Origin of the sequence: Ferribacterium limneticum, from assembly GCF_020510585.1 — a bacterium.
Taxonomy (GTDB): Bacteria; Pseudomonadota; Gammaproteobacteria; order Burkholderiales; family Rhodocyclaceae; genus Azonexus.
In genome coordinates, this window is sequence record NZ_CP075190.1 from 2505296 (window position 1) to 2530794 (window position 25499).

The 25499-nt window shown below is 59.3% G+C and carries 26 protein-coding genes and 1 tRNA gene; 18 read left to right on the forward strand and 9 right to left on the reverse strand.

Features of this window, described 5'->3' with window-relative positions; translation table 11 throughout:
• Positions 1 to 18 precede the first annotated feature (18 nt).
• Both KI613_RS12255 and KI613_RS12260 read right to left on the reverse strand, forming a co-directional pair.
• Complete coding sequence (locus tag KI613_RS12255) at positions 19 to 708, reverse strand: M48 family metalloprotease (RefSeq protein WP_226399843.1); 690 nt, start codon at positions 706 to 708, stop codon at positions 19 to 21.
• A 325-nt stretch (positions 709 to 1033) separates the two neighbouring features.
• Complete coding sequence (locus tag KI613_RS12260) at positions 1034 to 1417, reverse strand: hypothetical protein (RefSeq protein WP_226399844.1); 384 nt, start codon at positions 1415 to 1417, stop codon at positions 1034 to 1036.
• Positions 1418 to 1476: 59 nt separating this feature from the next.
• Here KI613_RS12260 and dapC point away from each other — a divergent pair, with 59 nt between their 5' ends.
• Genes dapC through KI613_RS12290 form a run of 6 tightly spaced genes read left to right on the forward strand, consistent with a single transcriptional unit; the run spans position 1477 to position 7655 of the window.
• The gene (dapC, locus tag KI613_RS12265; protein WP_226399845.1) at positions 1477 to 2667 is read left to right on the forward strand and encodes a succinyldiaminopimelate transaminase; all 1191 of its coding nucleotides are present in this window, start codon (positions 1477 to 1479) and stop codon (positions 2665 to 2667) included.
• 15 nt (positions 2668 to 2682) lie between these two features.
• Complete coding sequence (gene dapD, locus KI613_RS12270) at positions 2683 to 3501, forward strand: 2,3,4,5-tetrahydropyridine-2,6-dicarboxylate N-succinyltransferase (RefSeq protein WP_226399846.1); 819 nt, start codon at positions 2683 to 2685, stop codon at positions 3499 to 3501.
• Positions 3502 to 3528: 27 nt separating this feature from the next.
• Positions 3529 to 4716, forward strand: a complete 1188-nt coding sequence (locus KI613_RS12275) for a PilT/PilU family type 4a pilus ATPase (protein WP_226399847.1) — start codon at positions 3529 to 3531, stop codon at positions 4714 to 4716.
• Complete coding sequence (dapE, locus tag KI613_RS12280; RefSeq protein ID WP_226399848.1) at positions 4716 to 5849, forward strand: succinyl-diaminopimelate desuccinylase; 1134 nt, start codon at positions 4716 to 4718, stop codon at positions 5847 to 5849. The genes KI613_RS12275 and dapE overlap by 1 nt, the downstream gene beginning before the upstream one ends.
• 43 nt (positions 5850 to 5892) lie before the next feature.
• Positions 5893 to 6789 carry a 50S ribosomal protein L3 N(5)-glutamine methyltransferase gene (prmB, locus tag KI613_RS12285; RefSeq protein ID WP_226399849.1) on the forward strand — a complete coding sequence of 299 codons (897 nt, stop codon included), beginning with the start codon at positions 5893 to 5895 and terminating at the stop codon, positions 6787 to 6789.
• Between the two features lie 14 nt (positions 6790 to 6803).
• Entirely contained in the window at positions 6804 to 7655 is an 852-nt protein-coding gene (locus KI613_RS12290; RefSeq protein ID WP_226399850.1) for a spermine/spermidine synthase domain-containing protein, read from the forward strand.
• A gap of 90 nt (positions 7656 to 7745) precedes the next feature.
• On the opposite strand, the gene KI613_RS12295 is transcribed toward KI613_RS12290, so the two are convergent.
• Complete coding sequence (locus KI613_RS12295; protein WP_226399851.1) at positions 7746 to 9200, reverse strand: aminoacyl-histidine dipeptidase; 1455 nt, start codon at positions 9198 to 9200, stop codon at positions 7746 to 7748.
• 60 nt (positions 9201 to 9260) lie between these two features.
• Positions 9261 to 9336 (reverse strand) — tRNA-His (locus KI613_RS12300).
• Between the two features lie 165 nt (positions 9337 to 9501).
• Between KI613_RS12300 and tig the strand changes: the two genes are divergently transcribed.
• From tig to KI613_RS12330, 6 genes are all read left to right on the forward strand, one after another.
• On the forward strand, positions 9502 to 10806 hold the full coding sequence (gene tig, locus KI613_RS12305; protein WP_226399852.1) for a trigger factor: 1305 nt from the start codon (positions 9502 to 9504) through the stop codon (positions 10804 to 10806).
• Between the two features lie 67 nt (positions 10807 to 10873).
• Entirely contained in the window at positions 10874 to 11503 is a 630-nt protein-coding gene (gene clpP, locus KI613_RS12310) for an ATP-dependent Clp endopeptidase proteolytic subunit ClpP (RefSeq protein WP_226399853.1), read from the forward strand.
• Positions 11504 to 11517: 14 nt separating this feature from the next.
• Entirely contained in the window at positions 11518 to 12780 is a 1263-nt protein-coding gene (gene clpX / locus KI613_RS12315) for an ATP-dependent Clp protease ATP-binding subunit ClpX (RefSeq protein ID WP_226399854.1), read from the forward strand.
• A 67-nt stretch (positions 12781 to 12847) separates the two neighbouring features.
• Entirely contained in the window at positions 12848 to 15262 is a 2415-nt protein-coding gene (lon, locus tag KI613_RS12320) for an endopeptidase La (RefSeq protein WP_226399855.1), read from the forward strand.
• Positions 15263 to 15425: 163 nt separating this feature from the next.
• Positions 15426 to 15698 (forward strand): HU family DNA-binding protein, encoded by a 273-nt coding sequence (locus tag KI613_RS12325; protein WP_226399857.1) that lies wholly within the window; start codon positions 15426 to 15428, stop codon positions 15696 to 15698.
• A 207-nt stretch (positions 15699 to 15905) separates the two neighbouring features.
• Entirely contained in the window at positions 15906 to 16784 is an 879-nt protein-coding gene (locus KI613_RS12330; RefSeq protein ID WP_226399859.1) for an HDOD domain-containing protein, read from the forward strand.
• Positions 16785 to 16790: 6 nt separating this feature from the next.
• Here KI613_RS12330 and KI613_RS12335 read toward each other — a convergent pair whose 3' ends face one another.
• On the reverse strand, positions 16791 to 17552 hold the full coding sequence (locus tag KI613_RS12335) for an RNA methyltransferase (RefSeq protein WP_226399861.1): 762 nt from the start codon (positions 17550 to 17552) through the stop codon (positions 16791 to 16793).
• 66 nt (positions 17553 to 17618) lie between these two features.
• On the opposite strand from KI613_RS12335, the gene KI613_RS12340 reads away from it, so the two are divergent.
• Entirely contained in the window at positions 17619 to 18431 is an 813-nt protein-coding gene (locus KI613_RS12340; protein ID WP_226399863.1) for an inositol monophosphatase family protein, read from the forward strand.
• Between the two features lie 149 nt (positions 18432 to 18580).
• Positions 18581 to 18748 carry a hypothetical protein gene (locus KI613_RS12345; protein ID WP_226399865.1) on the forward strand — a complete coding sequence of 56 codons (168 nt, stop codon included), beginning with the start codon at positions 18581 to 18583 and terminating at the stop codon, positions 18746 to 18748.
• A 66-nt stretch (positions 18749 to 18814) separates the two neighbouring features.
• On the opposite strand, the gene def is transcribed toward KI613_RS12345, so the two are convergent.
• Positions 18815 to 19336, reverse strand: a complete 522-nt coding sequence (def, locus tag KI613_RS12350; protein ID WP_226399867.1) for a peptide deformylase — start codon at positions 19334 to 19336, stop codon at positions 18815 to 18817.
• Between the two features lie 310 nt (positions 19337 to 19646).
• Between def and KI613_RS12355 the strand changes: the two genes are divergently transcribed.
• From KI613_RS12355 to KI613_RS12370, 4 genes are all read left to right on the forward strand, one after another.
• Positions 19647 to 20642, forward strand: a complete 996-nt coding sequence (locus tag KI613_RS12355; RefSeq protein WP_226399869.1) for a sulfate ABC transporter substrate-binding protein — start codon at positions 19647 to 19649, stop codon at positions 20640 to 20642.
• Position 20643: 1 nt separating this feature from the next.
• Positions 20644 to 20937, forward strand: coding sequence for an ArsR/SmtB family transcription factor (locus KI613_RS12360; protein WP_226399554.1), 294 nt, complete (start codon positions 20644 to 20646; stop codon positions 20935 to 20937).
• Positions 20938 to 21336: 399 nt separating this feature from the next.
• On the forward strand, positions 21337 to 21615 hold the full coding sequence (locus KI613_RS12365; protein ID WP_226399872.1) for an HU family DNA-binding protein: 279 nt from the start codon (positions 21337 to 21339) through the stop codon (positions 21613 to 21615).
• Between the two features lie 81 nt (positions 21616 to 21696).
• Positions 21697 to 22605 (forward strand): ParB/RepB/Spo0J family partition protein, encoded by a 909-nt coding sequence (locus KI613_RS12370; RefSeq protein ID WP_226399874.1) that lies wholly within the window; start codon positions 21697 to 21699, stop codon positions 22603 to 22605.
• A gap of 142 nt (positions 22606 to 22747) precedes the next feature.
• On the opposite strand, the gene KI613_RS12375 is transcribed toward KI613_RS12370, so the two are convergent.
• From KI613_RS12375 to KI613_RS12385, 3 genes are all read right to left on the reverse strand, one after another.
• Positions 22748 to 23071: a hypothetical protein gene (locus tag KI613_RS12375; RefSeq protein ID WP_226399876.1), complete on the reverse strand. Its 324-nt coding sequence runs from the start codon at positions 23069 to 23071 to the stop codon at positions 22748 to 22750.
• Positions 23049 to 23777 carry a hypothetical protein gene (locus KI613_RS12380; RefSeq protein ID WP_226399878.1) on the reverse strand — a complete coding sequence of 243 codons (729 nt, stop codon included), beginning with the start codon at positions 23775 to 23777 and terminating at the stop codon, positions 23049 to 23051. The genes KI613_RS12375 and KI613_RS12380 overlap by 23 nt, the downstream gene beginning before the upstream one ends.
• A gap of 98 nt (positions 23778 to 23875) precedes the next feature.
• Positions 23876 to 25423 (reverse strand): alkaline phosphatase, encoded by a 1548-nt coding sequence (locus KI613_RS12385; protein ID WP_226399880.1) that lies wholly within the window; start codon positions 25421 to 25423, stop codon positions 23876 to 23878.
• Positions 25424 to 25499 lie beyond the last annotated feature (76 nt).

The window sequence follows — 25499 nt, forward strand, 5'->3', positions numbered from 1 at the left end:
GACAGTTTTCAAGGAGCATTATTTTTCCGCCGCCAGCTCTCGGCGATCACCGGATTTCCTGGCCTTGGCCAAGGCGACAGCCGATTCCGAAGTACGGACTGCCAAAACATATTTGTTCGACGATTTTCTGAACGACTTCGACCACGAACTCTCGTCGAGCGACACCGGCACCATAAGCAGGCCCCTGGCCACATCCTTCGGGCGAAAGCCGGAGGCTTCAAGCAGATTGAAGGCGATGGCATCAGCCTCCATCGCCTGCACATCGCGATTGCTGGTCGCGGCAAGTCGTGCCCCGCCTATCGACATCAGGCTCTTGAACAGCCCGCTGACCGGCATAAAAATATTCAAGAGGACGGAAGTTGCAATGCTGACCGACGAGTTTTCTTTGTGGTGACGCGCGATAACATGGCCCATTTCACGGGCAATCACGAAAGCCAACACGCCGTCGTAAGCCCGCCATCGGCCCAGCGCCGCATGCAGGGCGATCCGACCATTGGCGCTGGACGAACTACCCGGCTCATCGCCTTCGACGATATAAACGTCGAAACATCCACCGACCGACCTCGCGGAGCACCACCCCGGATCGGGATACTGTTTCAAGGCCCCTTTTTGCAGGGCCCCGGTAATCCGCTCAACCTCCATGGCGAAAGACCTGACGCCACCCCGCCCGGATTCGGCCGAGCAAGCCGAATTTTCCGCGCAGGACATATCGGCTCGCGATCCGCTGGTAATGCTGAATTCAAGGTCCGACTGGACACCGGCCAGCGGTACATCAACTATCCGGGGCCGATCCGCGACGGGGGCAAGCGTGCAAGCAGCCAGGCAAAGTTGCATGACCACAGCCCCATAACCTGAAATTCTCGCCAGCCACATAATCCGCGGCCTCGAACAAAATCCAGCCGCACCCCGCCTTCTTCAATCAATTCACGTTGACGTCCACTCGGCTCAATGAAGCAAGAAAACGCTGCCGCTGAACTCACCATTAAGCTGTTTGATTAGACCCGGGAAGGCATTCCAAGTTGCGAGCGGAGGCCTAATTCTTACGGTCAACCCGAAAAATCAGCCGATTTCCAAATTTGTCCTCGCCGCCACCCTCGAACGAGCGGCAGGTGATCGCCATCCACCGTACCGTCACCTCCCTTCCGTCGTTGCAGCGGACAATGCCTTTTCCGGCTTCGCCCTCGCAAGTGCCAGGATTTGGCGAGATATCCGGCGGTGAGAGTTGCCCGTCGCACTGCAGGCGACCGTCGCTGTCAGCCAGAATGAACCGTCCGCCACCACTCGAATTGCCGGGAAAGCCCTTGCCGCGCAGCTCGCCCGGCACATCGCTGAGGCTGCCGCGGGCCTGGTAGCCGATGGCGCAAGCGGCCAGCAGCGAGGCGAACACGACCATCAAGGGAATTCCACGTTTGTTCACAAGGCAGCGCCAACGTTTTCGAGGATAATTGCCATTTTTACACCCATTCGACGCCCGACGTGAATTCGCATCTCGCCCAACTCCAGCCCTACCCCTTCGAAAAGCTGCGCGCCCTGTTCGCCGGCGTCACGCCCAACCCGGAATACAAGGAGATCAAGCTCTCCATCGGCGAGCCGCAGCACGCCACGCCGGCCTTCATCATGGAAGCACTGGCCAACGGCCTGAAGGGCCTGGCCAACTATCCGACGACGCAGGGTGTCCCGGCGCTCCGTCAGGCCATCGCCGCCTGGTGCCAGCGCCGCTACGATCTGGCGCTCAATCCGGAAACCGAAATCCTGCCGGTCAACGGCTCGCGCGAAGCCCTTTTCTCCTTCGCACAAACCGTCGTTGATACCAGCCGTGGCCACGTGCCGCTCGTCGTCAGCCCGAACCCGTTCTACCAAATCTACGAAGGTGCCGCCTACCTGTCCGGCGCCGAGCCGCGTTTCCTGAACAACCTGCCCGACAACGATTTCGCCTTCGACTACGCCAGCCTGAGCGAAGACGAATGGGCCCGCGTCCAGCTCTTCTACGTCTGCTCGCCGGGCAACCCGACCGGCAAGGTGCTGTCGCTCGACGACTGGAAAACCCTGTTCGCCCTCTCCGACAAGTACGGTTTCGTCATCGCCTCCGACGAGTGCTATTCCGAAATTTATTTCGACGAAGCCAACCCGCCCATCGGCGGCCTGCAGGCGGCCAAGCTGCTCGGTCGCTCGAACGAACGGCTGGTCATGTTCTCCAGCCTGTCCAAGCGCTCCAACGTGCCGGGCATGCGCTCCGGCTTCGTTGCCGGCGATGCGGCCATCCTCAAGAAATACCTGCTGTTCCGCACCTACCAGGGCTGCGCCATGTCGCCGCCGGTGCAGACGGCTTCCATCGCCGCCTGGAACGACGAGGCGCATGTCCTCGACAACCGCAACCAGTACCGCGAAAAATTCGCCGCCTGCACGCCGCTGATTGCCGAAGTGCTCGGCACCGGCATGCCGGACGCCAGCTTCTACCTGTGGGCGAAGACACCGATTGCCGACACCGAATTCGCCCGCGGCCTGCTCGAACACTATAATGTCGTGGTCCTGCCCGGCAGCTTCCTGGCGCGCGAAGTCCGCGGCGTCAATCCAGGGGCCAATTTCATTCGTATCGCGCTGGTCGCCTCACTCGACGAGTGTCTGGAAGCGACCCGGCGCATTCGCCAATTCGCACAACAACTGTAAACAGAGAGAAAATCCATGAGCCATCCCCTGCAAGCCATCATCGAAGAACTCTGGGAACGCCGCACCGAGCTGTCCCCGCAATCACCGCCCGACACCATTGCCGCCATCAATCAGGTGGTCGGCATGCTCGACTCCGGCACCCTGCGCGTTGCCGAGAAAATCAACGGTGACTGGGTCACCCACCAGTGGGCCAAGAAGGCCGTGCTCCTCTCCTTCCGCGTCCGCGACAACCGCGTTCAGGAATCGGGCGACGTTCGCTTCTACGACAAGGTCGATACCAAGTTCGAAGGCTGGAGTGAAGAGCAGTTCCGTCAGGGCGGCTTCCGCGTCGTGCCGGGCACCATCGTCCGCAAGGGTTCCTTCGTCGCCAAGAATGCCGTGCTCATGCCGTCGTTTGTGAACATCGGCGCCTACGTCGACGAAGCAACGATGGTCGACACCTGGGTTACCGTCGGCTCCTGCGCCCAGATCGGCAAGAACGTGCACCTCTCCGGCGGCGTCGGCATTGGCGGCGTCCTTGAGCCGCTGCAGGCCAACCCGACCATCATCGAAGACAACTGCTTCATCGGCGCTCGCTCCGAAGTCGTCGAAGGCGTCATCATCGGCGAGAACTCCGTGCTCTCCATGGGCGTCTATATCGGCCAGAGCACGCCGATCTACGACCGCGAAACCGGCGAAGTCACCTACGGTCGCGTGCCGCCGGGTTCCGTCGTGATCAGCGGCACCTTGCCGAAGGCCAACGGCGCGTATAGTCTGTATGCCGCCATCATCGTCAAGAAGGTCGACGCGCAAACCCGCTCGAAGACCAGCATCAACGAACTGCTGCGCCCGTAAGCCCCACTACTCCACGAAGGTCTTGTCATGATTCTCGACAAACTGTTCCAGTTGATGGCCGAAAAGCAGGCCTCGGATATTTTTGTATCCGCAGGCGCGCCTATTCATATCAAGATCCAGGGCAACACGCTCCCGGTCAACCAGCAGGTCATGCTGCCGGACATGATCGAGAAGATCGCCTACGAACTGATGTCGCCGGACCAGATCAAGACCTTCGAGGCGAACTGGGAGATGAATCTCTCCTTCGGTGTGCCGAATGTCGGCAATTTCCGGGTCAATATCTTCCGCCAGCGGGGCTCGACCAGCATCGTCATCCGCTTCATTCTGGGCAATATTCCGGCCATGGACAGTCTCGGCCTGCCGAATATTCTCGGCGAACTGATCATGGAAAAGCGCGGCCTGATCCTGATCGTCGGCGCCACCGGCTCGGGCAAATCGACGACCATCGCCTCGATGCTCGACCATCGCAACGCCAACCGTTCCGGCCACATCCTGACCGTTGAAGACCCGATCGAATTTCTCTTCAAGCACAAGAAATCCATCGTCAACCAGCGCGAAATCGGCATGGACACGATGGACTGGCAATCGGCGCTCAAAAATGCCATGCGCCAGGCCCCGGACTGCATCCTGATCGGCGAAATCCGCGACAAGGAAACCATGCAGGCGGCCATCGCCTACGCCCAGACCGGCCACCTTTGCCTCGCCACGCTGCACGCCAACAACAGCTACCACGCACTGAACCGCATCATCAGCTTCTTCCCGCTGGAAAACCGGCCGGCACTCTTCCTTGACCTGTCCGTCGCACTGCGCGCCATCGCATCCCAGCGCCTGGTCAAAAAGCCGGACGGCAAGCGCATTCCGACCTGCGAAATCATGCTCAACACCCGCCACATCAGCGAACTGATTGAGCGCGGCGAAGTGCAAGGCATCAAGGACGCCATGGAACAGACGCTGGCTCCGGGATCACAGACTTTCGAGCAGGATCTGTTCAGGCTCTACAGCAGCGGCACGATCACCATCGACGAAGCGCTGGCCAACGCCGATTCGCCGACCAACCTTTCGTGGCTCATCAACAATTCCGAGTTCGGCAACACCAATGGCAAGGACGACCGCAAGACCGACGTCGCGCTCGAATTCGACAGCACCAGTGATGCCGGCACCTCCTTCAAGGAATTCACGCTCAGCCTCGCCGACAGTGAGGAAGAACCACACTGATGTCCGACCCCACGTTTGAACTGACCCGGCAGATCATTTCCTGCCACTCGGTGACGCCGGAAGACGGCGGCTGCATGGAAATCATCACCGAACGCCTCAAGCCGCTCGGCTTCAGCATCGAATTCATCAACCGCAACGGCGTCACCAATCTCTGGGCGCGTCGCGGTACGACCGCTCCGCTATTTGTCTTCGCCGGCCACACCGATGTCGTGCCGACCGGCCCGCTCGACAAATGGACCTCGCCGCCCTTCGCCCCGGAAGTCCGCAACGGAATGCTCTACGGGCGTGGCACGGCCGACATGAAGTCATCGGTCGCCGCCTCGGTAACTGCCGTCGAAGCCTTCATCGCTGCCCACCCGAATCATCCCGGCTCGCTCGCCTTCCTGCTTACCTCCGATGAGGAAGGCGATGCCGTCGACGGTACCGTCATCGTCGTCGAAGCGCTCAAGGCACGCGGCGAAACCCTCGATTTCTGCATCATCGGCGAGCCGACCTCGGTGAACACCCTCGGCGACATGATCAAGAATGGCCGGCGCGGTTCGCTGTCCGGAACCCTGACGGTCAAGGGCATCCAGTGCCACATCGCCTACCCGGAAAAGGGTCGCAATCCTATCCACGAAGCCGCCCCTGCCCTAGCCGAACTGGCCGCGACGCGCTGGGATGAAGGCAACGAATACTTCCCGCCAACCACCTGGCAGGTCTCCAACATCCACGGCGGCACCGGTGCGACCAACGTCATCCCCGGTCAACTGGAAATAAAGTTCAATTTCCGCTTTTCCACGGCCAGTACGCCGGAAGGCCTGCAGCAACGCTTGCGCGCCATCCTCGAAAAGCACGATCTGGACTACGACATCCACTGGACGCTGGGCGCCCGCCCCTTCCTGACCGGTCGCGGCCGGCTGGCTGATGCAGCAAGCGCGGCAATCAGCGAAACCTGCGGCATCGAAACCGAGCTATCGACCACGGGCGGCACCTCTGACGGCCGCTTCATCGCCGAAATCTGCCAGCAGATGCTCGAAATCGGCCCGGTCAACGCGACCAGCCACAAGATCGACGAGTGCATTGCTGTCGATTCCCTGCCCAAGCTCTCGGCCATTTACCGCCGCATCCTCGAGCGTTGCCTGCTTGCCTAGGTTCGGGCTAATAGCTCTAGCCCCTAACATCTAACAGCTAAAAATGACCACTGCCGCCAAAACCGAACTGTTCACCGTTCGCGACTACATCCGTTATGCCGTCAGCCGTTTCAACGGCGCCCAGCTCTTCTTCGGCCACGGCAGCGACAACGCCTGGGACGAAGCGGTATATCTGACCCTGCACACGCTCAACCTGCCGCTCGACCGGCTGGAGCCTTTCCTCGACGCCCGCCTGCTGCCGCATGAGCGCGAACAGCTTCTCGACATCTACACGCGCCGCTGCCAGGACCGCCTGCCGGCCGCCTATCTGACCCACGAAGCCTGGCTCGGCGAACATCGTTTCTATGTTGACGACCGCGTCATCGTGCCGCGCTCCTTCATTGCCGAACTGCTCGACGAGCAACTCACGCCGTGGATCGACGATCCGTGGGCCATCGAATCGGCCCTCGACCTGTGCACCGGTTCCGGCTGCCTGGCCATCCTGAGCGCCCTCGCCTTCCCGAATGCCGAGGTCGCCGCCGTCGACCTCTCCGAAGATGCGCTTTCCGTCGCCGAGCGCAATGTCGCCGATTACCACCTGACCGACCGCGTCGAACTGATCCAGTCCGACGCCTTCACCAAGCTGGCCGGCCGCAAGTTCGACCTGATCATCTCGAACCCGCCCTACGTCAATGCCGAATCGGTCGCCGCGCTGCCGCCGGAATACCTGCACGAGCCGGAACTGGCGCTCGGCTCGGGCGAAGATGGCCTCGATTTCACGCGCATCATCCTGCGCGAAGCGAAGAAGCACCTGAGCGAAAACGGCATCCTGATCGTCGAAATCGGCCACAACCGCGACGACCTCGAAGCCGCATACCCGACGCTGCCCTTCACCTGGCTCGACACCGCCGCCGGCGACGAATTCGTCTTCCTGCTCCACGCCGCCGATTTACCGGATTGAACCAGCTGTACGAAATGCCCAGCCCGTTCGAAGTCGAAACGGGCACTGTGCTCATGCACGAACCGTCATGGGCGCGGGAAGGCGAACTACGCGCCCAGTTGCTCGACGAAAGCTACCCCAAGCCTTTCGTCATCGACGATGGCAAATCGCGCTTTCTCTATTTTAACGTCCGCCTCATGCAGAGCGAAATGTCGCTCAAGGCGCCGCACGACCTGGCCATCCGCTACACGCAAAAAATGATGGCCTTCCTGCTCTTCCAGCCGCGCCCGAAACGCATCGTACTGATCGGCCTCGGCGGCGGCTCGCTGATCAAGTTCTGCTACCAGCGCATGCCCGGCACACAGCTGACAGCCGTCGAACTTGACCCCAACGTCATCGCCTTCCGCGACACCTTTCTCATGCCGCCCGACGATGACCGCCTGCAGGTTTTGGAGGCCGACGGCGCCGAATTCCTCGCCAGCACCGAAAAAGGCATTGATGCCCTGCTCGTCGATGCCTTCGACAAGACCGGGTTCGCGCCCAGCCTGGCCAACCGCGAATTTTTCGACAACGCCTACGCCAAGCTCTCGGGCAACGGCGTGCTAGTCATCAATCTGGCCGGCGAAAAGGAAACCTATGCCGGCCTGATCGGCGAGGCCATGCACGTTTTCGACGATCAGGTCATCGTGATTTCGGTGCCGGACGACGGCAACCACGTGCTCTACGCCTTCAAGGAACGTCATTTCGAGCCGCGCTGGCGCTGGCTGCACAACTACGCCAAGGAATTGCGCGCCAAGTTCGGCCTCGACTTCCCGGCCTTCGTGCAAAAAATGGAACGCTCGACCAAGCTCGGCCTGGCCCGCCGCGAGGCAATTCGGCGCCGCTAGGCCACTTCCACGGTCAACCGGGCTTGCTACGGTCTACCGTAAAAAAGGGCCAAAATTGAAATGGTTTTGGCCCGCCTCCCGAGGCGAGCACTAGCGAATTTCCGTCAAAATACCCCGCAGCAAACGCCAGCACCGCTCGACCGAGGCAATTTCAACCCGCTCGCCCGGCGCATGCGCCCCACGAATAGTCGGGCCGAAGGATACGATATCCATCCCCGGATACGTGTCTCCGATGATGCCGCACTCCAGCCCGGCGTGAATGACCTGAACCTTGGATTCCGCCGCAAAATCGCGCCGATAAACCGCCTGACACAACTTGAGCAATTCAGAAGCAGGATTCGGCGCCCAGCCCGGATAAAAACCGGTTTTCTCGGCCTGCGTTCCACTCAAAGCCCACAAACTGACAATTTCATCAGCCAGCGCCAGACTGCCGCTACCGATCAGTGAACGCACCATAAAGTTGCACGAGCCCCCATTCGGGTGCACATCGACCATGCCCAGATTGTTCGAAGTCTCGACCACACCTGGCACCTGCCGACTCATCCGGCGCACGCCATGCGGCGCTGCATGCAGCGATCCAAGCCAGATTTCCTGCTCAGCCATCGCCATGACCTGCGTTGCCTCGGCCACCGTAACAGTGAGGTTCAAGCCCTCGTCGATCCCACGCAATTCCGCTCGCAAGCTGGTTTCCATCCCGGCCAGCCATCCCGCCAGGCGCCCGCCCCGACCGCCGGGCACGGCCACCGTCGCCACCGCCTCACGCGGCAAGGCATTGCGCGCCGAGCCGCCAACCAGATCGACCAGCCGAAGCGGTGTCACTGCCTCCAGCTCGCGCAAGACGCGAACCAGCAGTTTGATCGCGTTGCCCCGTTCCTCGTGGATATCGACGCCGGAATGACCGCCGCGCAGGCCACGCAATGCGATCCGGACAACCTCGAATCCACCCGGGACGGGCTCTGCCACGCCACAGCGTTCAACATTGACGTCCAGCCCGCCAGCGCAGCCCAGATAAAACTCGCCCCATTCCTCGGTATCCAGATTGAGCATCAGCCGTCCCTGCAGAACACCAGCCTCCAGACCGCGCGCACCGCCCATGCCGGCCTCTTCATCAACGGTCAGCAATGCTTCAAGCGGCCCATGAACGAGACTGTCATCTTCAAGCGCCGCCAGAATCAACGCTACGCCAATCCCGTTATCGCCTCCCAGCGTCGTATTTTCGGCCACAAGCCAGCCATCGCTCAACTCCGGAACAATCGGATCACGAGAGAAATCATGGCCGCTGTCCGCATTCTTCTGACAAACCATGTCGAGATGCGCCTGCAGTACGACACCCGACCGCCCCTCGCCGCCAGCGCTCGCCGGCTTGCGGATAATCAGATTGCCCGCGGCATCTACCGCCGCTGCCAAACCGCGCGCCAAGGCCCACTGCAGCAGGAAATCACGCAGCCCAGCCTCCGCCTTCGAAGCGCGCGGCATCGCGCACAGCGTTGCAAAATGGGCCCAGACGGTCGCAGGCTGAAGACCGGAAAACACCGAGTTAGTCACGTTGCAGAACTCCAAAAGTGAAAACCCCCGCAGACCTTGCGGTGTGCGGGGGTTAAATTCTGGGGCGACTGATGGGGCTCGAACCCACGACAACCGGAATCACAATCCGGGACTCTACCAACTGAGCTACAGCCGCCGCTGAAGAAGGCGCGCATTATACGAAGTACCAAACTGTCTGTCTACAGGGAACGACGTCAATTCTGCGAAGACGGCCGCCACCGGGTAGAAGCATCCGGCAGCGAGCCTGCCGTGATATTATTGTCCGCTTTATTTTTCGGCTCCGAAGTCACAAGGAACTCTCATGGAAGCAACTACTGCACAAGCTAACGAACTTGAACGCCGCATCGACCTCTCCATCGCCATTGCCGATGTTGAAAAGGTCATGGAACAGCGCCTGAAGCGCATGGGCAAGAACATGAAGGTACCTGGCTTCCGTCCGGGCAAGGTTCCGTTCAGCATCGTCAAGCAGCAGCATGGCGACCAGGCTCGCCACGAAGTGCTGTCCGAGGAACTCGACCGCGTTTTCGGCGAAACCGTCACCGAAAAGAAGATGCGTGTCGCCGGGTACCCGCGCATTGAGCCGAAGACCACCGAAAGCACCACGCACATCGAGTTCTCGGCCATTTTCGAGGTCTATCCGGAATTCACCCCGGGCGACCTGTCGACCGCAGAAGTCGAACGTCCGATTCTCGAAGTCAGCGCCGCTGAAGTCGACAAAACCCTCGACATCCTGCGCAAGCAACGTGTCTCCTATGAAGATGCCGACCGCGCTGCCGCCAAGGAAGACCGCGTCGTCATCGACTTCCTCGGCAAGAAGGAAGGCGTGCCCTTCCAGGGCGGCGAAGCAAAGGATTACCCGTTCGTTCTGGGTCAGGGCATGATGCTGCCCGATTTCGAAAATGCCGTTGAAGGCGCCAAGGCTGGCGAAACCAAGACTTTCGACCTGACCTTCCCGGCTGACTACCACGCCAAGGATCTGGCTGGTCAGACTGTTCAGTTCGACGTCACCGTCAAACAGGTACAAGCGCCGGTCCTGCCCGAACTCAATGCCGAATTCGCCACCAGCATGGGCATCGCCGATGGCGACGTGGCCAAGATGCGTGCCGAGATCGAAACCAACCTCAAGCGTGAAGTGAAGCGCCGCATAGAAGGCAAGCTCAAAGATCAGGTCATGGAAGCCCTGATCAAGGCCAACCCGATTTCGGTGCCGACCTCGCTGGTCGACATGGAAATCCAGCGCCTGATGCAGGCAGCCCGCCAGGACATGGAACAGCGTGGCATGAAGGTCAAGGACATGCCCATCCAGCCGGAATGGTTTGCCGACCAGGCAAAGCGTCGCGTCACACTTGGCCTGATCCTTGCTGAGGTTGTGAAAACGGAGAAGCTTCAGGCAACGCCGGAACAGGTTCGTACGATGGTCGAGGAAAACGCCCAAAGCTACGAGCACCCGGAAGAGGTCATCCGCTGGTATTACGCTCAACCGCAGCGCCTGCAGGAAGTTGAAGGCGTCGCCATCGAGAACAACGTGGTTGCGTGGGTCCTGGGCAAAGCCAAGGTCACCGACAAGACTGCAGTTTTTGATGAACTGATGGGTCAAAAGCAGTAATCCGGACCTTGTTGTAAAAGCAACAATCGTCTTGAATGTAACGAAACGGCAACAGACAAGGGCTGACATGAATATCGACAACGCAAGCAATTGGGACCCACAGGCACTCGGCATGGTCCCCATGGTGGTAGAGCAGAGCGGCCGCGGCGAACGCGCGTACGACATCTATTCGCGCCTCCTCAAAGAGCGCGTGATTTTTCTTGTCGGCCCAGTCAACGACATAACCGCCAATCTGGTCGTTGCCCAGTTGCTGTTCCTTGAAGCAGAGAATCCGGACAAGGACATCTATTTCTACATCAACTCGCCGGGCGGTTCGGTGACGGCTGGCATGTCGATCTACGACACCATGCAGTTCATCAAGCCGGACGTGTCAACGCTGTGCATCGGTCAGGCCGCCTCGATGGGCGCCTTTCTGCTCAACGCCGGTGCCAAGGGCAAGCGTTTCGCCCTGCCCAATTCCCGCGTCATGATTCACCAGCCGCTGGGCGGCTTCCAGGGCCAGGCCTCGGATATCGCCATCCACGCCAAGGAAATCCTGTCGATTCGTGACCGCCTCAACCGGATCATGGCCGAACATAGCGGCCAGCCGCTGGAGCGCATCGAAAAAGACACCGACCGCGACAATTTTCTTTCAGCCGTTGAAGCAGCTGAATATGGTTTGATCGACAAGGTATTGACCCGCCGCGACGCGGCTTGAACGGAGAGCTACAGATGACCAAAGGGACCCCGGAAAAACTGCTCTACTGCTCCTTCTGCGGCAAGAGCCAGCACGAAGTCAAAAAGCTTATCGCCGGCCCGTCGGTGTTCATCTGTGACGAGTGCATTGCACTCTGCAACGACATCATCCGCGACGAGTTGCCCGAAGAAGCAGCCAAGGCCGGTCGCTCAGACCTGCCGACGCCGCGCGAAATCAGCTCTATCCTCGACCAGTATGTGATCGGCCAGGAAGTCGCCAAGCGTATTCTTGCCGTGGCGGTCTACAACCATTACAAGCGTTTGCGCCATAGCGCCAAGAACGCTGGTGAGGTTGAACTGTCGAAGAGCAACATCCTGCTCATCGGCCCGACCGGCTCGGGCAAGACCCTGCTGGCCCAGACGCTGGCTCGCCTGCTCAATGTTCCCTTCGTCATGGCCGATGCGACGACACTTACCGAAGCCGGCTATGTTGGCGAGGACGTCGAGAACATCATCCAGAAATTGCTGCAAAAATGCGACTACGACGTCGAGAAGGCCCAACAGGGCATCGTCTATATCGACGAAATCGACAAGATTTCGCGCAAATCCGACAACCCGTCGATCACCCGCGATGTTTCCGGTGAAGGCGTGCAACAGGCGCTCCTCAAGCTGATCGAAGGCACCACTGCGTCGATCCCGCCGCAAGGTGGTCGCAAGCATCCGAACCAGGACTTCGTCCAGGTCGATACCACCAATATCCTCTTTATCTGCGGCGGCGCCTTCGCTGGCTTGGAAAAAGTCATCCAGAAACGCTCAGAAAAGGGCGGCATCGGCTTCGGCGCCGAGGTCAAGAGCAAGGATGACGGCAGGGCAGTCGGCAAGATCCTGCTTGAAACAGAACCCGAAGATCTCATCAAGTTCGGCCTTATCCCCGAACTGATCGGCCGCCTGCCGGTGGTTGCCACTCTTCAGGAACTGGAAGAGGACGCCCTCGTCCAGATTCTGACCGAACCGAAGAACGCGCTGGTCAAACAGTACCAGAAGCTGTTCAACATGGAAGATGTCGAACTGGAGATTCGTCCGGGCGCACTTGCCGCCATCGCCAAAAAGGCGCTGGAACGTAAAACCGGGGCGCGCGGCCTGCGTTCGATCATGGAGCACGCTCTCCTCGATACGATGTACGAACTCCCGGGCATGGAAAATGTCGAAAAGGTGGTGATCGATGAAAACATGATCACTGGCGACACTCCGCCCCTGCTCATTTACGCCGATCAGCCAAAGGTTTCCGGCTCCAACTGAGCCGGGTCTTGAATTGCGGTTCCCCGCCCCCACGTAGGGGGCACATACCTATTTCAAAGGCATCGTAATGTCGAACCCCAACACGCTCCCGGAAACCGTCGAACTGCCGCTGCTGCCGCTGCGCGACGTCGTCGTCTTCCCGCACATGGTCATTCCGCTCTTCGTCGGCCGCCCGAAATCCATCAAGGCGCTCGAAATGGCCATGGAATCCGGCAAGAACATCCTGCTGGTGGCCCAGAAATCGGCCGCCAAGGACGAACCGGAACCGGAAGACCTCTATCGCATCGGCTGCATGGCCAACATTCTGCAGATGCTCAAGCTGCCCGACGGCACCGTCAAGGTGCTGGTCGAAGGAACGCAGCGCGCCCGCGTTGAAGCCATCGAGGTCCAATCCTCTGTCTTCATGGCCACCGCTGTGCCGCTGGCCCAACCCGGCGTCGAAGACCACGAAATCGAGGCCATGCGCCGCGCCGTGGTCGCCCAGTTCGACCAGTTCGTCAAACTGAACAAGAAGATTCCACCTGAGGTCCTTTCCTCCATCGCCGGTATCGAAGATGCCGGTCGCCTGGCCGATACCATCGCCGCCCACCTGCCGCTCAAGCTTGAGCAAAAACAGGAAGTGCTGGAGATGGAAAGTATCCGCGATCGCATCGACCGCCTGCTTTCCCAACTCGAAGCCGAAATCGACATCCTGCAGGTCGAAAAGCGCATCCGTGGCCGCGTCAAGCGCCAGATGGAAAAGAGCCAGCGCGAGTACTACCTCAACGAACAGGTGAAGGCCATCCAGAAGGAACTCGGCGAAGGCGAAGAAGGTGCCGACCTCGAAGAACTGGACAAGAAGATTAAAGCTGCAGGCATGAGCAAGGAAGGCCTGGCCAAGGCCGAAGGCGAGCTCAAGAAGCTGCGCCTGATGTCGCCGATGTCGGCCGAAGCTACTGTTGTTCGCAATTTCATCGAAACGCTGATCGGCCTGCCGTGGCGCAAGAAAACGCGGATCAGCAAGGATCTGCGTGAAGCCGAGAAAATCCTCGATAGCGATCACTATGGCCTGGAGAAGGTCAAGGAACGCATCGTCGAGTATCTTGCCGTGCAGCAGCGCGTCGACAAGGTCAAGGCACCAATTCTCTGCTTGGTCGGCCCCCCGGGGGTTGGCAAGACTTCGCTTGGTCAGTCCATCGCCAAGGCCACGAACCGCAAGTTCGTGCGCATGGCGCTCGGCGGCGTGCGTGACGAAGCCGAAATTCGCGGTCATCGCCGCACCTACATTGGCTCGATGCCGGGCAAGATCCTGAGCAGTCTGACCAAGGTCGGCGTACGCAATCCGCTGTTCCTGCTCGACGAAGTCGACAAGCTTGGCCAGGATTTCCGTGGCGACCCCTCGTCCGCCCTGCTTGAAGTGCTCGACCCGGAACAGAATTACACCTTCCAAGATCACTACGTCGAGGTTGATTTTGACCTATCCGACGTCATGTTCGTGGCCACCGCCAATACGCTGAACATCCCGGCTGCACTGCTTGACCGGATGGAAGTCATCCGTCTGGCTGGCTATACGGAAGACGAAAAGGTCAATATCGCCATGCGCTATCTGCTGCCCAAGCAGATCAAGAACAATGGCCTGAAGAAGACCGAAATCGCCGTCGCTGACAGCGCAATTCGCGACATCGTCCGCTATTACACTCGCGAAGCCGGCGTCCGTGCCCTCGAACGTGAAATCTCGAAAATCTGCCGCAAGGTCGTCAAAACGCTGGTTTTGAAGAAGCGCGATACAAAGGTTGCGGTCAACGCCCGAAATCTGGATAAATTCCTTGGCGTCCGTCGCTACAGCTTCGGCATGGCCGAGAAGGAAAACCAGGTCGGCCAAGTGACCGGTCTGGCCTGGACAGAAGTTGGTGGCGAATTGCTGACTATCGAATGCGCCATCATGCCGGGCAAGGGCAACATTATCCGCACCGGCTCTCTGGGTGATGTCATGAAGGAATCGGTCGAAGCTGCCCGCTCCGTCGTGCGCGCCCGCGCCCGTCGCCTCGGTATCAAGGATGAGGCTTTCGAGAAGACAGACATCCACATCCACGTTCCGGAAGGCGCCACACCCAAGGACGGACCCTCCGCCGGCGGCGCCATGACGACAGCGCTGGTATCATCCTACACAGGCATTCCGGTTCGTTGCGATGTCTGCATGACCGGCGAGATCACCCTGCGCGGCGAAGTGCTGGCCATCGGCGGCCTCAAGGAAAAGTTGCTGGCCGCCGTCCGCGGCGGATTGAAGACCGCACTGATTCCGGAAGAGAACGTCAAGGACCTCACTGAGATCCCCGATAACATCAAGAACAAGATCGAAATCGTTCCGGTCAAGTGGATTGACCAAGTGCTCGAACGCGCACTGGAACGTATGCCCGAAGCCCTTCCGGAGCCTGTGGTTGCAGATTCTACGGTTCAGGCATCGGCCGATGCTGCAGCCGCCACAACAGTGCTTACTCATTGATTTGCAAGGAAAGGATGCCGGCGTCTTATCGCCGCCATCCTTTCTCTCGCCCGGCACCCCGGAAATTCTCCGAAAATCCGCTTGACACAAGGATTTCGCCGGATATATAAATCCGTCCTCGCAAAGTTTTCACCACTCCAAATCCATCCACTAGGGGACCTAAATGAACAAGACTGAACTGATCGACTCCATCGCCGCTCAAGCTGATATTTCCAAGGCAGCTGCCGGCCGCGCGCTGGATGCCGCCGTTGAAACCATCAAGGGTGCCCTCAAGGCCGGCGATACTGTCAATCTGATCGGCTTCGGAACCTTCTATGTCGGCGAGCGTGCCGCTCGCACCGGCCGCAATCCGCGCACCGGCAAGACGCTGGAAATCAAGGCTGCCAAGTCTCCGAAATTCCGCGCTGGCAAGGGTCTGAAAGACGCCTGCAATTAATTCACTTTATCGACGCAAGGCACGAAGACAAGCTGCGGGAATTGCAAATGCATATCCAGGCGAAATCCAAGAAGTATTGCGCCGAAAACAGGGTGCTTAGCTTGGCGAATGCCGGAGGTTCTTCGAACCCCGCTACGCCCACCTGAAGCCCGAAAACGAAACAGGAACCCCGCCCACAAGGCGGGGTTTTTGTTGAATAATACGGCCATGATAATTGCAAGCTCAGAATACGATCAGGACAAGAAAGGCGAGGCGCTCAAGTCGCAACGCTTTCAAATGCTTGCCGATATTGCCCAGGAGCTTTCTGGCGAAGTTGTTTTCCCGACCTATTTCGACGCAGTCCTGCGTCTGCGCAAAGTACTGCACGACCCGGAGCAAAGTATTGCCAACATCGCTCGGGCCGTCGCCGTGGAGCCACTGATTTCCGCCAAACTCCTTCACTTGGCGAATTCTGTTGCGTTCAATCCTGATGGGCGTGTACTGGTTGATCTGAAATCGGCCATCACCCGACTCGGGCTCAACGCGGTGCGAACGGCAGCACTGTCAATTGTCATGACCCAATTGATGCGCGCCAAGGGTATGGCCGAATTTTCCGAGATCACCCACTCGCTGTGGGAGCATTCGATAAATAGCGCAGCCGCGGCCAATATTGTGGCTCGCCGGATGACCCGCCAGAATCCGGATGAAGCCATGTTGGCTGGTCTGATCCATGATCTGGGTGCTTTCTACATGCTCTATCGCGCCACCCAGTACGAAGAACTGCGCCATCGGCCGGATAGCGTCAGATACCTGATCATCCAATGGCACGAAAGTATCGGCGTCTCCCTGCTCAACGCCCTGGGCTTACCCGAGGAAATCGTCGAGGCGACGATCGACCACGATCACGTGCGACCGACACCAACAAGCATCCGCAATCTGACCGATATCATTTACGTCGCCAACATGCTCAGTGGCGGACATTTCGAGTGGCTGATGCAGGACAAACCGGAGACACCCTCCGAAATGAGTCTTCTGGAAGAAAAATACGGCCACTTGCGACCGGAAATCGAAGCGCTGGCGACGGAGATGCGTAGCAGCTTTGCCTGATCCTGGTCAGTTCTTCCGGCCGTGCCCGGTTTTGACCTGGGTTGATGCCAGAACACCGCGCAGGATATTGATTTCATCCCTCTCCAGACGAACCCGGCCAAACAGGCGGCGGAGTTTCGGTAGCAAGCGCCCGGGCTGCTCCGGATTGAAAAAACCGGTATCGGTCATCACCGCCTCAAGATGGGCATATAGCCCTTCCACCTCATCATGGGTTGCGGCTGGAGAGGCAAATGGGGTTACCCCTTGTTCTATAACCGGTGGACGCTCGGCATAGGCCGCCATCCTGCATTCGTAGCTCAGTACCTGAACAGCCGAACCGAGGTTGAGCGAACTGAATTCGGGATTGGTCGGAATTGTTACCGCCGCATGGCAATGCAGGATTTCCTCGTTGCTCAGGCCAACCGTTTCATTGCCAAAGACCAGCGCCACCTCGCCCTGCCCTGCCTCGGCGATCAGACGCGCCACAGTTTCGCGCGGCGCCCCGATTACCGGCCCGATATCGCGCTGCCGCGCAGAGAGCGCCACGACAAATGATGTTCCGACCAGCGCCTCTTTTAGCGACGAGGTAATTATTGCTCGTTCGAGAATATCGACCGCGGACGTCGCCCGCGCATCAGCCTCCGGATCCGGAAATTGCTTGGGCTCAACCAGATAGAGATTGCACAAGCCCATCGTCTTCATCGCGCGCGCTGCGGCGCCAATATTGCCAGGGTGACTCGTTCGGCACAGCACCACTCTGATACGTGAAAGCAGGACTTCAGGGTTCATGGTGTAAAATTCGGTCTTTCAAATATAGATTGGGCGGCTTCGGCCCCCCGTCAGCTCTTTAAGCTCATGCACCCAACTCTGAATATCGCTATCAAGGCAGCGCGCCGTGCTGGCCAGATCATCAATCGCGCCTCGAACGACCTGGACCTGCTCAAAGTCACCGCCAAGCAGCCCAATGACTTCGTCACCGAGGTCGACAAGGCCGCCGAAGGGGCGATCATCGAAGTACTGATGGAAGCCTATCCCAGCTACGGCATTCTAGCAGAGGAGTCCGGCGAGACCGCCGGCAAGGGAAGCAACGAAGCTGAGTACCAGTGGATCATTGATCCGCTTGATGGCACAACAAACTTCATTCACGGCATGCCGCAATATGCCGTCTCGATTGCTTTGGCCAAAGCTGGCGTGATTGAGCAGGCAGTCGTTTTCGACCCTAATCGCAACGAGCTGTTCACGGCCAGCAAAGGCGCTGGTGCCTTCCTCAACGAGCGCCGCATCCGCGTCTCCAAGCGCACCAAACTGCAGGACTCGCTGCTTGGCACCGGTTTCCCGTACCGTATGTTCGAGCACATCGATACCTACATCGCAATCTTCAAGGAACTGTCCCAGAAGACCGCTGGTCAGCGTCGCCCGGGTGCCGCCTCGCTCGACCTTGCCTACGTTGCCTGTGGCCGTTATGACGGCTTTTGGGAATTCGGTCTTTCGCCATGGGATATGGCAGCGGGAGCGCTGCTGATCTCGGAAGCCGGCGGCCTTGTCAGCGACCTGCGCGGCGATGCGAACTATCTGGAAACCGGCAATCTGATCGCCGGCACACCCAAGGTTTTCGCCCCGCTGCTCAAGCTTGTGCAGGACAAACTGCCTGACTCGATCCGCGGTTGATCGGTACAATTACCAAAAGCAAAAAGCGCCGGCGGGCGCTTTTTGCTTTTGGGGCATGCCAATATTCAATCCGTGCCGTTCGAGGTTTCACGATAGCCTTGATCGCTGCTTCGCCAAGATTGGGACAACCCCTCGATAAAGGCATGCACATGGCTGCGCAATTAGTGCCGCGGGCAGCCTCTGCCAAGCCCTCCCTGAACGACAAGATGGAGCGGGCGACCCACCAGCACTCCTTTCTTTCAACGCTGGAGAAACTCGACGAAGCGCACTTCCGGTTACCCGGTTACAACATCATCTGCGCCGGGGTCACGGCGTGAACAATGTGCGCCGCTTCCAGGCCATATCGCCGGCTCGAAACCGGAGCCAGCGCGATCTCGGCCCGACTAGCAAAGCTCCGGGAACAGCACCTCGGTAAAACCGAAGCGCGCGAAATCGCGCATCCGCGACGGGAAGAGCCGCCCGATCAGGTGATCGCATTCATGCTGGACAACCCGGGCGTGGAAGCCGTCGACCGTGCGATCGATCGGATTCCCGTCCGGGTCGAAGCCCTGGTAACGGATGCGGGTATAACGTGGCACCTCGCCGCGCAGGCCGGGAACGGACAGGCAACCTTCCCAGCCCAGTTCCTCGTCGTCACCGAGCGGCGTGATGACCGGGTTGATCAGGATGGTCTGCGGCACTGAACCGGCCTCCGGATAGCGCTCGCTTTTCTCGAAGCCGAAAATCACCACCTGCAGGCCGACACCGATCTGCGGTGCGGCCAAGCCCACGCCGCCGGCGGCGGCCATGGTGTCGAACATGTCCGCTATCAGTTGCTTCAGGTCGTTTGTCGCGAACTCGGTAACCGGCTCGGCCACCTTGAATAGCAACGGTTCGCCCATGCGCAGGATTTGTCTGACTGCCATCGTGATCTCTTCCTCAAAGTCGGGTCGGCCAATGACACCACAGTTTGCCGCCACCGACAAACGCCGCGCACGTCTATGGACTCAGAACTAATTCGTCATGCCCGCTACCGGGCATCGATCGGAAAATGAGCCCATAAATTCTTCCAAGCTTTCATCATAGCCAAGACCCTGATCGTTCCCGGCCTGCGCAACAGCGCGCCGGCAAAATTCTATAGATGAAAATCTGATAAGCATTGAACAATTCATTCTTTTTGATTGTTAGGCAACTCCCTAAACTGACCCCATCGATCTTTTCTTCCGGAGTTTCCGCATGTTCAAATTTGGCCTTTTTTTCGGGTTGACCGTAGCAATCGGCCTGGGCAGCGCTTTTGGCCAGACCACCCTGCTCAATGTCTCCTATGACCCGACGCGCGAGTTGTATAAGGACTTCAACGTCGCCTTCAACAAGCACTGGCAGGAAAAGACCGGTCAGGCTGTCCATGTCCGTCAGTCGCATGGCGGCTCCGGCAAGCAGGCGCGCTCGGTAGCCGATGGTCTGGAGGCCGATGTCGTGACGCTGGCGCTCGGTTACGACATTGATGCGCTGGCTGAGCGCAAACTGATTCCGGCCGACTGGCAGAAACGGTTCCCGAACAATTCGTCACCCTATACCTCGACCATCGTTTTCCTCGTCCGCAAGGGCAATCCGAAAGCGATCAAGGACTGGGGCGATCTGGCCAAGCCGGGTATCGGCGTCATCACGCCGAATCCGAAGACGTCCGGTGGCGCCCGCTGGAACTATCTGGCGGCCTGGGCCTGGGCATTGAAGCAGCCGGGTGGCAACGAACAAAAGGCCAAGGAGCTGGTCACCGGTATCTTCAGGAACGTGCCGGTGCTTGATTCCGGCGCCCGTGGCTCGACCACCACTTTCGTCGAACGCGGTATCGGCGACGTGCTGATCGCCTGGGAAAACGAAGCGATCCTCGCCGTCAATGAACTGGGCAAGGACAAGTTCGAGATCGTCGCGCCCAGCCTGTCCATCCTCGCCGAGCCGCCGGTGGCCATGGTCGACAAGGTGGTCGACAAACGTGGCACGCGGCTGACAGCACAGGCTTATCTGGATTACCTGTATTCGGAGGAAGGGCAGAACATCGCGGCCAGGCACTACTATCGGCCGAGCAACGCCAAGGTCGCGGCCAAATACGCGGCCAGCTTCCCGAAGATGAAGCTGGTGACCATCGACGACAGTTTCGGCGGCTGGCAGAAAGCCCAGAAAACCCACTTCGCCGATGGCGGCACTTTCGACCAGATCTACCTGAAGAAATAACATGGCCAACAACTGGAGCGAAAAAGAAATCGAGCTGACCGCCCACCGCTTCAAGGCGGTCGCTCACCCTCTCCGTCTTGGCATCGTCTGCCTGCTGGCGCAAGGCGAACGGACGGTCGGCGATATCTGCAACGAACTGGGCACCACGCAGCCCAATATCTCGCAGCATCTCCTCCAGCTTCATAACCAGCACCTGCTCAAATCGCGCAAGGACGCCAACCGCGTTTATTACGCCATCGCTGATCAGCGGCTGAGCGTGATCATCGGCATGTTGCAGGAAATCTACTGCAACTGAGCGTACTGCCCGTTTATTGGGCAGCCGATGTAAAACGGTTCTGCAACAGCGTCTTAGGACATCAACCCCGAACCAGCCCCCAGGCTTATCCACAGGAAATGGGGATAAGCACTGGCATGTCCCGCCGGAAATCCCCACCCCTCAAGACGTTTGGGCAAATGAGCCGACGTTGCTGTCAGCTTTTTGTCGAGCACTACCAACAATCAGGCGGGCTCGTAGCGGGTAATGTTGCCGGCAACTGACCCCATTTGACATGGTTTACAGCACATTTCCCCTGTGGTTTTCACCGCAAGCCAAAGTTAGTCTTGCTTCCAACGCCAAAAGCCCTAAAATTGCGCCCCTTCCGGCGCACTGGTGTTGCGTTCCCATTGCCCCCTCTGACTAAACCAAGGAATGAACATGAATAAATCCGAACTGATCGATACCATCGCTGAAGAAGCAGGCCTGACCAAGGCTGACGCAGCCAAAGCCCTTGATGCAGTGACAGGTGCCATTGTCAATGCCGTGGCCAACGGCGACTCCGTCTCCCTGATCGGTTTCGGTACCTTCAAGGCATCGGCACGCGCCGCCCGTGAAGGCAAAAATCCCAAGACTGGCGAAAAGCTCTCCATCGCTGCGACGACCGTACCGAAGTTCTCCGCGGGTACCAACTTCAAGGCGGCCGTCGCCCAGAAGTAATCATCACGCTTCGCAAAAAGCCCCAGAGTTCGATTGCTGGGGCTTTTTGCTTTTTATCCCTGTATTCCAAAGTGAATGGCCATGGCTTTCAAAGACAGTTCATCCGATTTTCAGATCGTCGATATCACCTTGATCGAAGCCGATCCACGGCATGCCCGGCAGAACATCGACGAAGGCAACCTCAAGGGCTTGGCCAACTCAATTCAGAAAATGGGGGTGATCCACCCACTGCTGGTCCGACCGGCCAATACCAATGGCCGCTACACGGTCGTCGTCGGCGAGCGGCGTCGCCAGGCTGCGCTCTTGGCAGGCGAGAAGACTGTGCCCGTTATCGTTCGCGCCTGCGCGCCCGATGAAACACTTGAAGTACAGGTTTTTGAAAATATCGGCCTTGGCGTGCGCTCTGCGCTGGAGCCACGTGACATGGCCAACGCGATTCAGGCCATCGCGGAGCGCTTCGAGTCGCCGGAAGAGGCGGCTCAACACTTTGGGCGGGCCCCAACCTGGCTGGCCCAGGCGACAGCCGCCGCCAATTTGTCCGAGAAGGTCACTGCCCTCCTCGACGCCGGCAAGATTTCCAGCACCGGTGCTGCCGTTCAGCTCGAAAAACTTTCGAAAAAGGACGAAGCCAAGGCAGACGTCTTGATCGACCAGATAGAGCAATTACCAGAGGGTGAAAAGGTCTCGAGGAAAATAGTCGATAACGCCCTTTCTGAAGTTTCCGCTGGTCGAAAAAAGAAGGAAAGCGTTGTATCTGATGCGAGCTCAGGGGAACCTGCGATTGAGCAAGTTACGTCGTCTGCGGCATCGGCAGCCAGTATCCCACCGTGGGAAGATCTTCACGAACCAGATCAAATCTCGTCCGCACGTCGTCGAGTGAGTCAGGACAAGGTCAGGCTTGTCGCTGAACTACTTGGCTTGGATGACGGGGATGAGGAAGAGGTGCTCATTCGACTGATTGATGAATTTCTCGCGCAGAAGAATTCCTGATCCAGCACACGCTTACCGACATTGTTCACCAGAGCAAAGCCGTACTTTCTTCATATTCGGTGACCAGGAAATACAAGGTCTGGCGGCACTGCTAGCGCATCTGTCGACCATTCTTCGCGGACTATCGAAATCCAGAGCGCGCTTAATCGTCCAGCAAAAAAGACTTGCCGGCCTCTGCAGCCTCACTGCCCGGTGATTCCGACACATTCGACGCCTCCGTGACTTGCCACCGCGCGGTGGTAGGCTGCACCGACAAGGCACGGGCCGCCTTTCCCTCCTCCGTTGCCAAGCCCGCTTGTTCTACCGGGCCACGGGGCAGGTTCGAGAATATCTCGACCCCGTCAGACCCCGTGGTGACGTAGATTTCCATCTCCGCACCGTAGCCTGTGGGCAGGATAGCCAGGGTGGCGGCAAAAAACAGGATAGCCTGCCGCCGCTTCAGATCAATGCGTATGGCTGTGACCATCCTGGCGCATGACCCGAGCGACGAAGGGATCACTTTCCATGTCGCCGAAATCGGCGGCATCGATCAACCCGTAATCGGCGATCCGCTCTTCGGTGGCGCGCGGCCAGGCGGTGGGCGCCTTGTTGTGCAGTTCCTTGAGGGCAAGGGTCATGCGCTGGCCGGTTCGGGTCATTTGCAGGCGGGCCGGGAGTTGAGCCTGCTCCAGCCACCACAGCTCGATGCGCTGGCCGCCGACCTGACCGGTGTAGTGCACGGCCTTCTGACCGAACAGGGTCTTGCTGGTGCCGCGCTTGAGTTCTTGCAGCAGTTGCGGCGAGATCACCGAGGCGAGTTTTGACCAGTCCGGTTCGGCATGACGCGTCTTGATTTCGCCGGCGGTGTAATCGACGACGCGCTGGTCGTTATGGAAAACGCGGCGGTAGTTGTATTCATTGCCTCTGACGCGGTGCCAGATGTCGTTCTGGGCGACGGCAGCATTGGCTGTTTCGATGCTGTCGGCTTCGCGCCAGAGGTACCAGTCGGTTTGCGTCTGGTTTACTTGAAGATCGAAGCGGGCAGCGACGGGGGCCGGGGCACTTGCTTGGGCAGCCGTCATTTTGGCGACTGGCGCGGAGTGGTCGTGGTGCGCTTCGTGGGCCACAACATGGCCGGAAAGCGAAAGAGCCAGCAGGAGGCTGACGAAAAGCAGGCTTTTTTTGGCGTTCACCGCAGGATTCCTCATCAAACGAGTGGAGCGCCCGCAGGCGCTCCGGTATTTCAGCACGTTAGCCTGGGCGACGGCGAGGCCGCCACCCAGGTCCAGCATCAGAAGCCGAAGGCTTCCTTCATCACGTGGTAGATCCAGTTCTGTTCCATCGAACCATGAACCAGATGCGACTTCGGGCCCGTGGCGTAGATGGCGACATCTTCACCGGCGTGGGTTTCCGAACCCATCGGCACGACGGCTTGCTGCAGGTAGCCGAGGGCGGTGGTATCGACGCTGGTCAGGTCGGCACGGGCGCCGCTGACCGCACCCGGGCCATTCTGGTAACCCAGCGTGGTGTAGGGCAGGCCATCGCCAGCCTTGCTCGGTGCCGTCGGGTTGCCATCGACAGCCGGCACTTCCTTTGTCAGGCCAAGGATGTCGTTGCCGCGATGCGGGTAGCCGGCAATGGTGAAGACGTGGCTGTGGTCGGCGGTGACGATGATCAGCGTCTCTTCCGGATCGGTCATGTCGACCGCCTTCTTGACGGCCTTGGCCATTTCGATGGTGTCGAGCAGGGCGCGATTGGCGTTACCGGCATGGTGAGCGTGATCGATACGACCACCTTCAACGTGCAGGAAGAAACCCTTGCGGCTCTTCTGCAGCATCTTGATCGACTTCTCGGTCATCTCGGTCAGCGACGGCTCACCGGCCGGGTCACTGGCGCGGTCAGCTTCGTACTGGACGTGCGACGGCTCGAAGAGGCCGAGCAGATAATCGGTGGTAGCCGGATTGGCCGCATCAAACTGGGCCTTGTTCCAGGCGTAGGCAGCCTTGGCACCACGCGTGCTGACCCATTCGGCTGTCAGGTCGCGACCGTCATTGCGGCGACCCTTGGTCGTCGTGTATTCCGGATCGAATGCGGTTTTCGGCATGAAGTAGGTGCGACCGCCGCCCAACGCAACCTTCAGGCTGTTTTTCACGGCCGGCGAAACTTCGATCAGCTGACGGGCGATATCCTTGACCACGCCGGTCGTGCCGCAGGAGGCCGGAATGTTGGAATCGGCTTCCCAGTCGCGAACTGCAGTGTGCGAATAGGTGGCGGCCGGGGTGGCGTGGGTGATGCGGGCGGTGGAAACGACACCGGTTGCCTTGCCGGCGGCGGCAGCCTGTTCGAGCATGGTCGGCAGCGAATTGGCGGCGATCACGGCGGCCGAACACTCACCGCGCGGCGTCAGGTGATTGACCGACAGCTGGCCTTCACGAGCCTTGTAGCCGGTAATCATGGCCGTCATCGTCGGTGCGGAATCGGAGGTCTGCTGATCCCAGGAGTAGGTCTTGGAGAGTGCGACGTACGGGAATTTTTCGAAGGAAAGGCGGTTTTCCTCGCCCGGCTTGGCGTTCAGCTGGCCTTCGAGGATGCGGGCGGCGGTCAGCGTCGAGATGCCCATGCCGTCGCCGACAAACAGGATGACGTTCTTGGCATGGCGATGTTCGGCGTGGAGATGCTTGCTTTGATGAATGAAGCGCTGGCCGTTGTTATACCAGTCCTGAACCGACTCCGGACCTTGCACGACCGGTTCGGCGGCCTGGGCCGGCATGGCGCCGCCAAGGGCGAAGATGGCGGTAAGCGCGCTGGCGATCACCTTGCGTTGAATATTGTTCGACATTATTGATGAGCTCCGTTAGCTGGGGTTGAGGTGAGCATCGGACAGGGCTCGGCATGACGATAGCCCGTAATGCCGA

Excerpts from the sequence above, each read along its gene's own strand:
- KI613_RS12325 (WP_226399857.1), top strand. The coding sequence starts at position 15,426 with ATGAACAAGACTGAACTGATCGACTCCATCGCCGCTCAAGCTGATATT.
- KI613_RS12375 (WP_226399876.1), bottom strand. The coding sequence starts at position 23,071 with ATGGTCACAGCCATACGCATTGATCTGAAGCGGCGGCAGGCTATCCTG.
- KI613_RS12370 (WP_226399874.1), top strand. The coding sequence starts at position 21,697 with ATGGCTTTCAAAGACAGTTCATCCGATTTTCAGATCGTCGATATCACC.
- def (WP_226399867.1), bottom strand. The coding sequence starts at position 19,336 with ATGGCAGTCAGACAAATCCTGCGCATGGGCGAACCGTTGCTATTCAAG.
- KI613_RS12360 (WP_226399554.1), top strand. The coding sequence starts at position 20,644 with ATGGCCAACAACTGGAGCGAAAAAGAAATCGAGCTGACCGCCCACCGC.
- clpX (WP_226399854.1), top strand. The coding sequence starts at position 11,518 with ATGACCAAAGGGACCCCGGAAAAACTGCTCTACTGCTCCTTCTGCGGC.
- clpP (WP_226399853.1), top strand. The coding sequence starts at position 10,874 with ATGAATATCGACAACGCAAGCAATTGGGACCCACAGGCACTCGGCATG.
- dapE (WP_226399848.1), top strand. The coding sequence starts at position 4,716 with ATGTCCGACCCCACGTTTGAACTGACCCGGCAGATCATTTCCTGCCAC.
- KI613_RS12385 (WP_226399880.1), bottom strand. The coding sequence starts at position 25,423 with ATGTCGAACAATATTCAACGCAAGGTGATCGCCAGCGCGCTTACCGCC.
- KI613_RS12355 (WP_226399869.1), top strand. The coding sequence starts at position 19,647 with ATGTTCAAATTTGGCCTTTTTTTCGGGTTGACCGTAGCAATCGGCCTG.
- KI613_RS12255 (WP_226399843.1), bottom strand. The coding sequence starts at position 708 with ATGTCCTGCGCGGAAAATTCGGCTTGCTCGGCCGAATCCGGGCGGGGT.
- dapD (WP_226399846.1), top strand. The coding sequence starts at position 2,683 with ATGAGCCATCCCCTGCAAGCCATCATCGAAGAACTCTGGGAACGCCGC.
- KI613_RS12335 (WP_226399861.1), bottom strand. The coding sequence starts at position 17,552 with ATGAACCCTGAAGTCCTGCTTTCACGTATCAGAGTGGTGCTGTGCCGA.
- lon (WP_226399855.1), top strand. The coding sequence starts at position 12,848 with ATGTCGAACCCCAACACGCTCCCGGAAACCGTCGAACTGCCGCTGCTG.
- KI613_RS12275 (WP_226399847.1), top strand. The coding sequence starts at position 3,529 with ATGATTCTCGACAAACTGTTCCAGTTGATGGCCGAAAAGCAGGCCTCG.
- KI613_RS12330 (WP_226399859.1), top strand. The coding sequence starts at position 15,906 with ATGATAATTGCAAGCTCAGAATACGATCAGGACAAGAAAGGCGAGGCG.
- KI613_RS12365 (WP_226399872.1), top strand. The coding sequence starts at position 21,337 with ATGAATAAATCCGAACTGATCGATACCATCGCTGAAGAAGCAGGCCTG.
- KI613_RS12340 (WP_226399863.1), top strand. The coding sequence starts at position 17,619 with ATGCACCCAACTCTGAATATCGCTATCAAGGCAGCGCGCCGTGCTGGC.
- tig (WP_226399852.1), top strand. The coding sequence starts at position 9,502 with ATGGAAGCAACTACTGCACAAGCTAACGAACTTGAACGCCGCATCGAC.
- KI613_RS12345 (WP_226399865.1), top strand. The coding sequence starts at position 18,581 with ATGGCTGCGCAATTAGTGCCGCGGGCAGCCTCTGCCAAGCCCTCCCTG.
- KI613_RS12290 (WP_226399850.1), top strand. The coding sequence starts at position 6,804 with ATGCCCAGCCCGTTCGAAGTCGAAACGGGCACTGTGCTCATGCACGAA.
- prmB (WP_226399849.1), top strand. The coding sequence starts at position 5,893 with ATGACCACTGCCGCCAAAACCGAACTGTTCACCGTTCGCGACTACATC.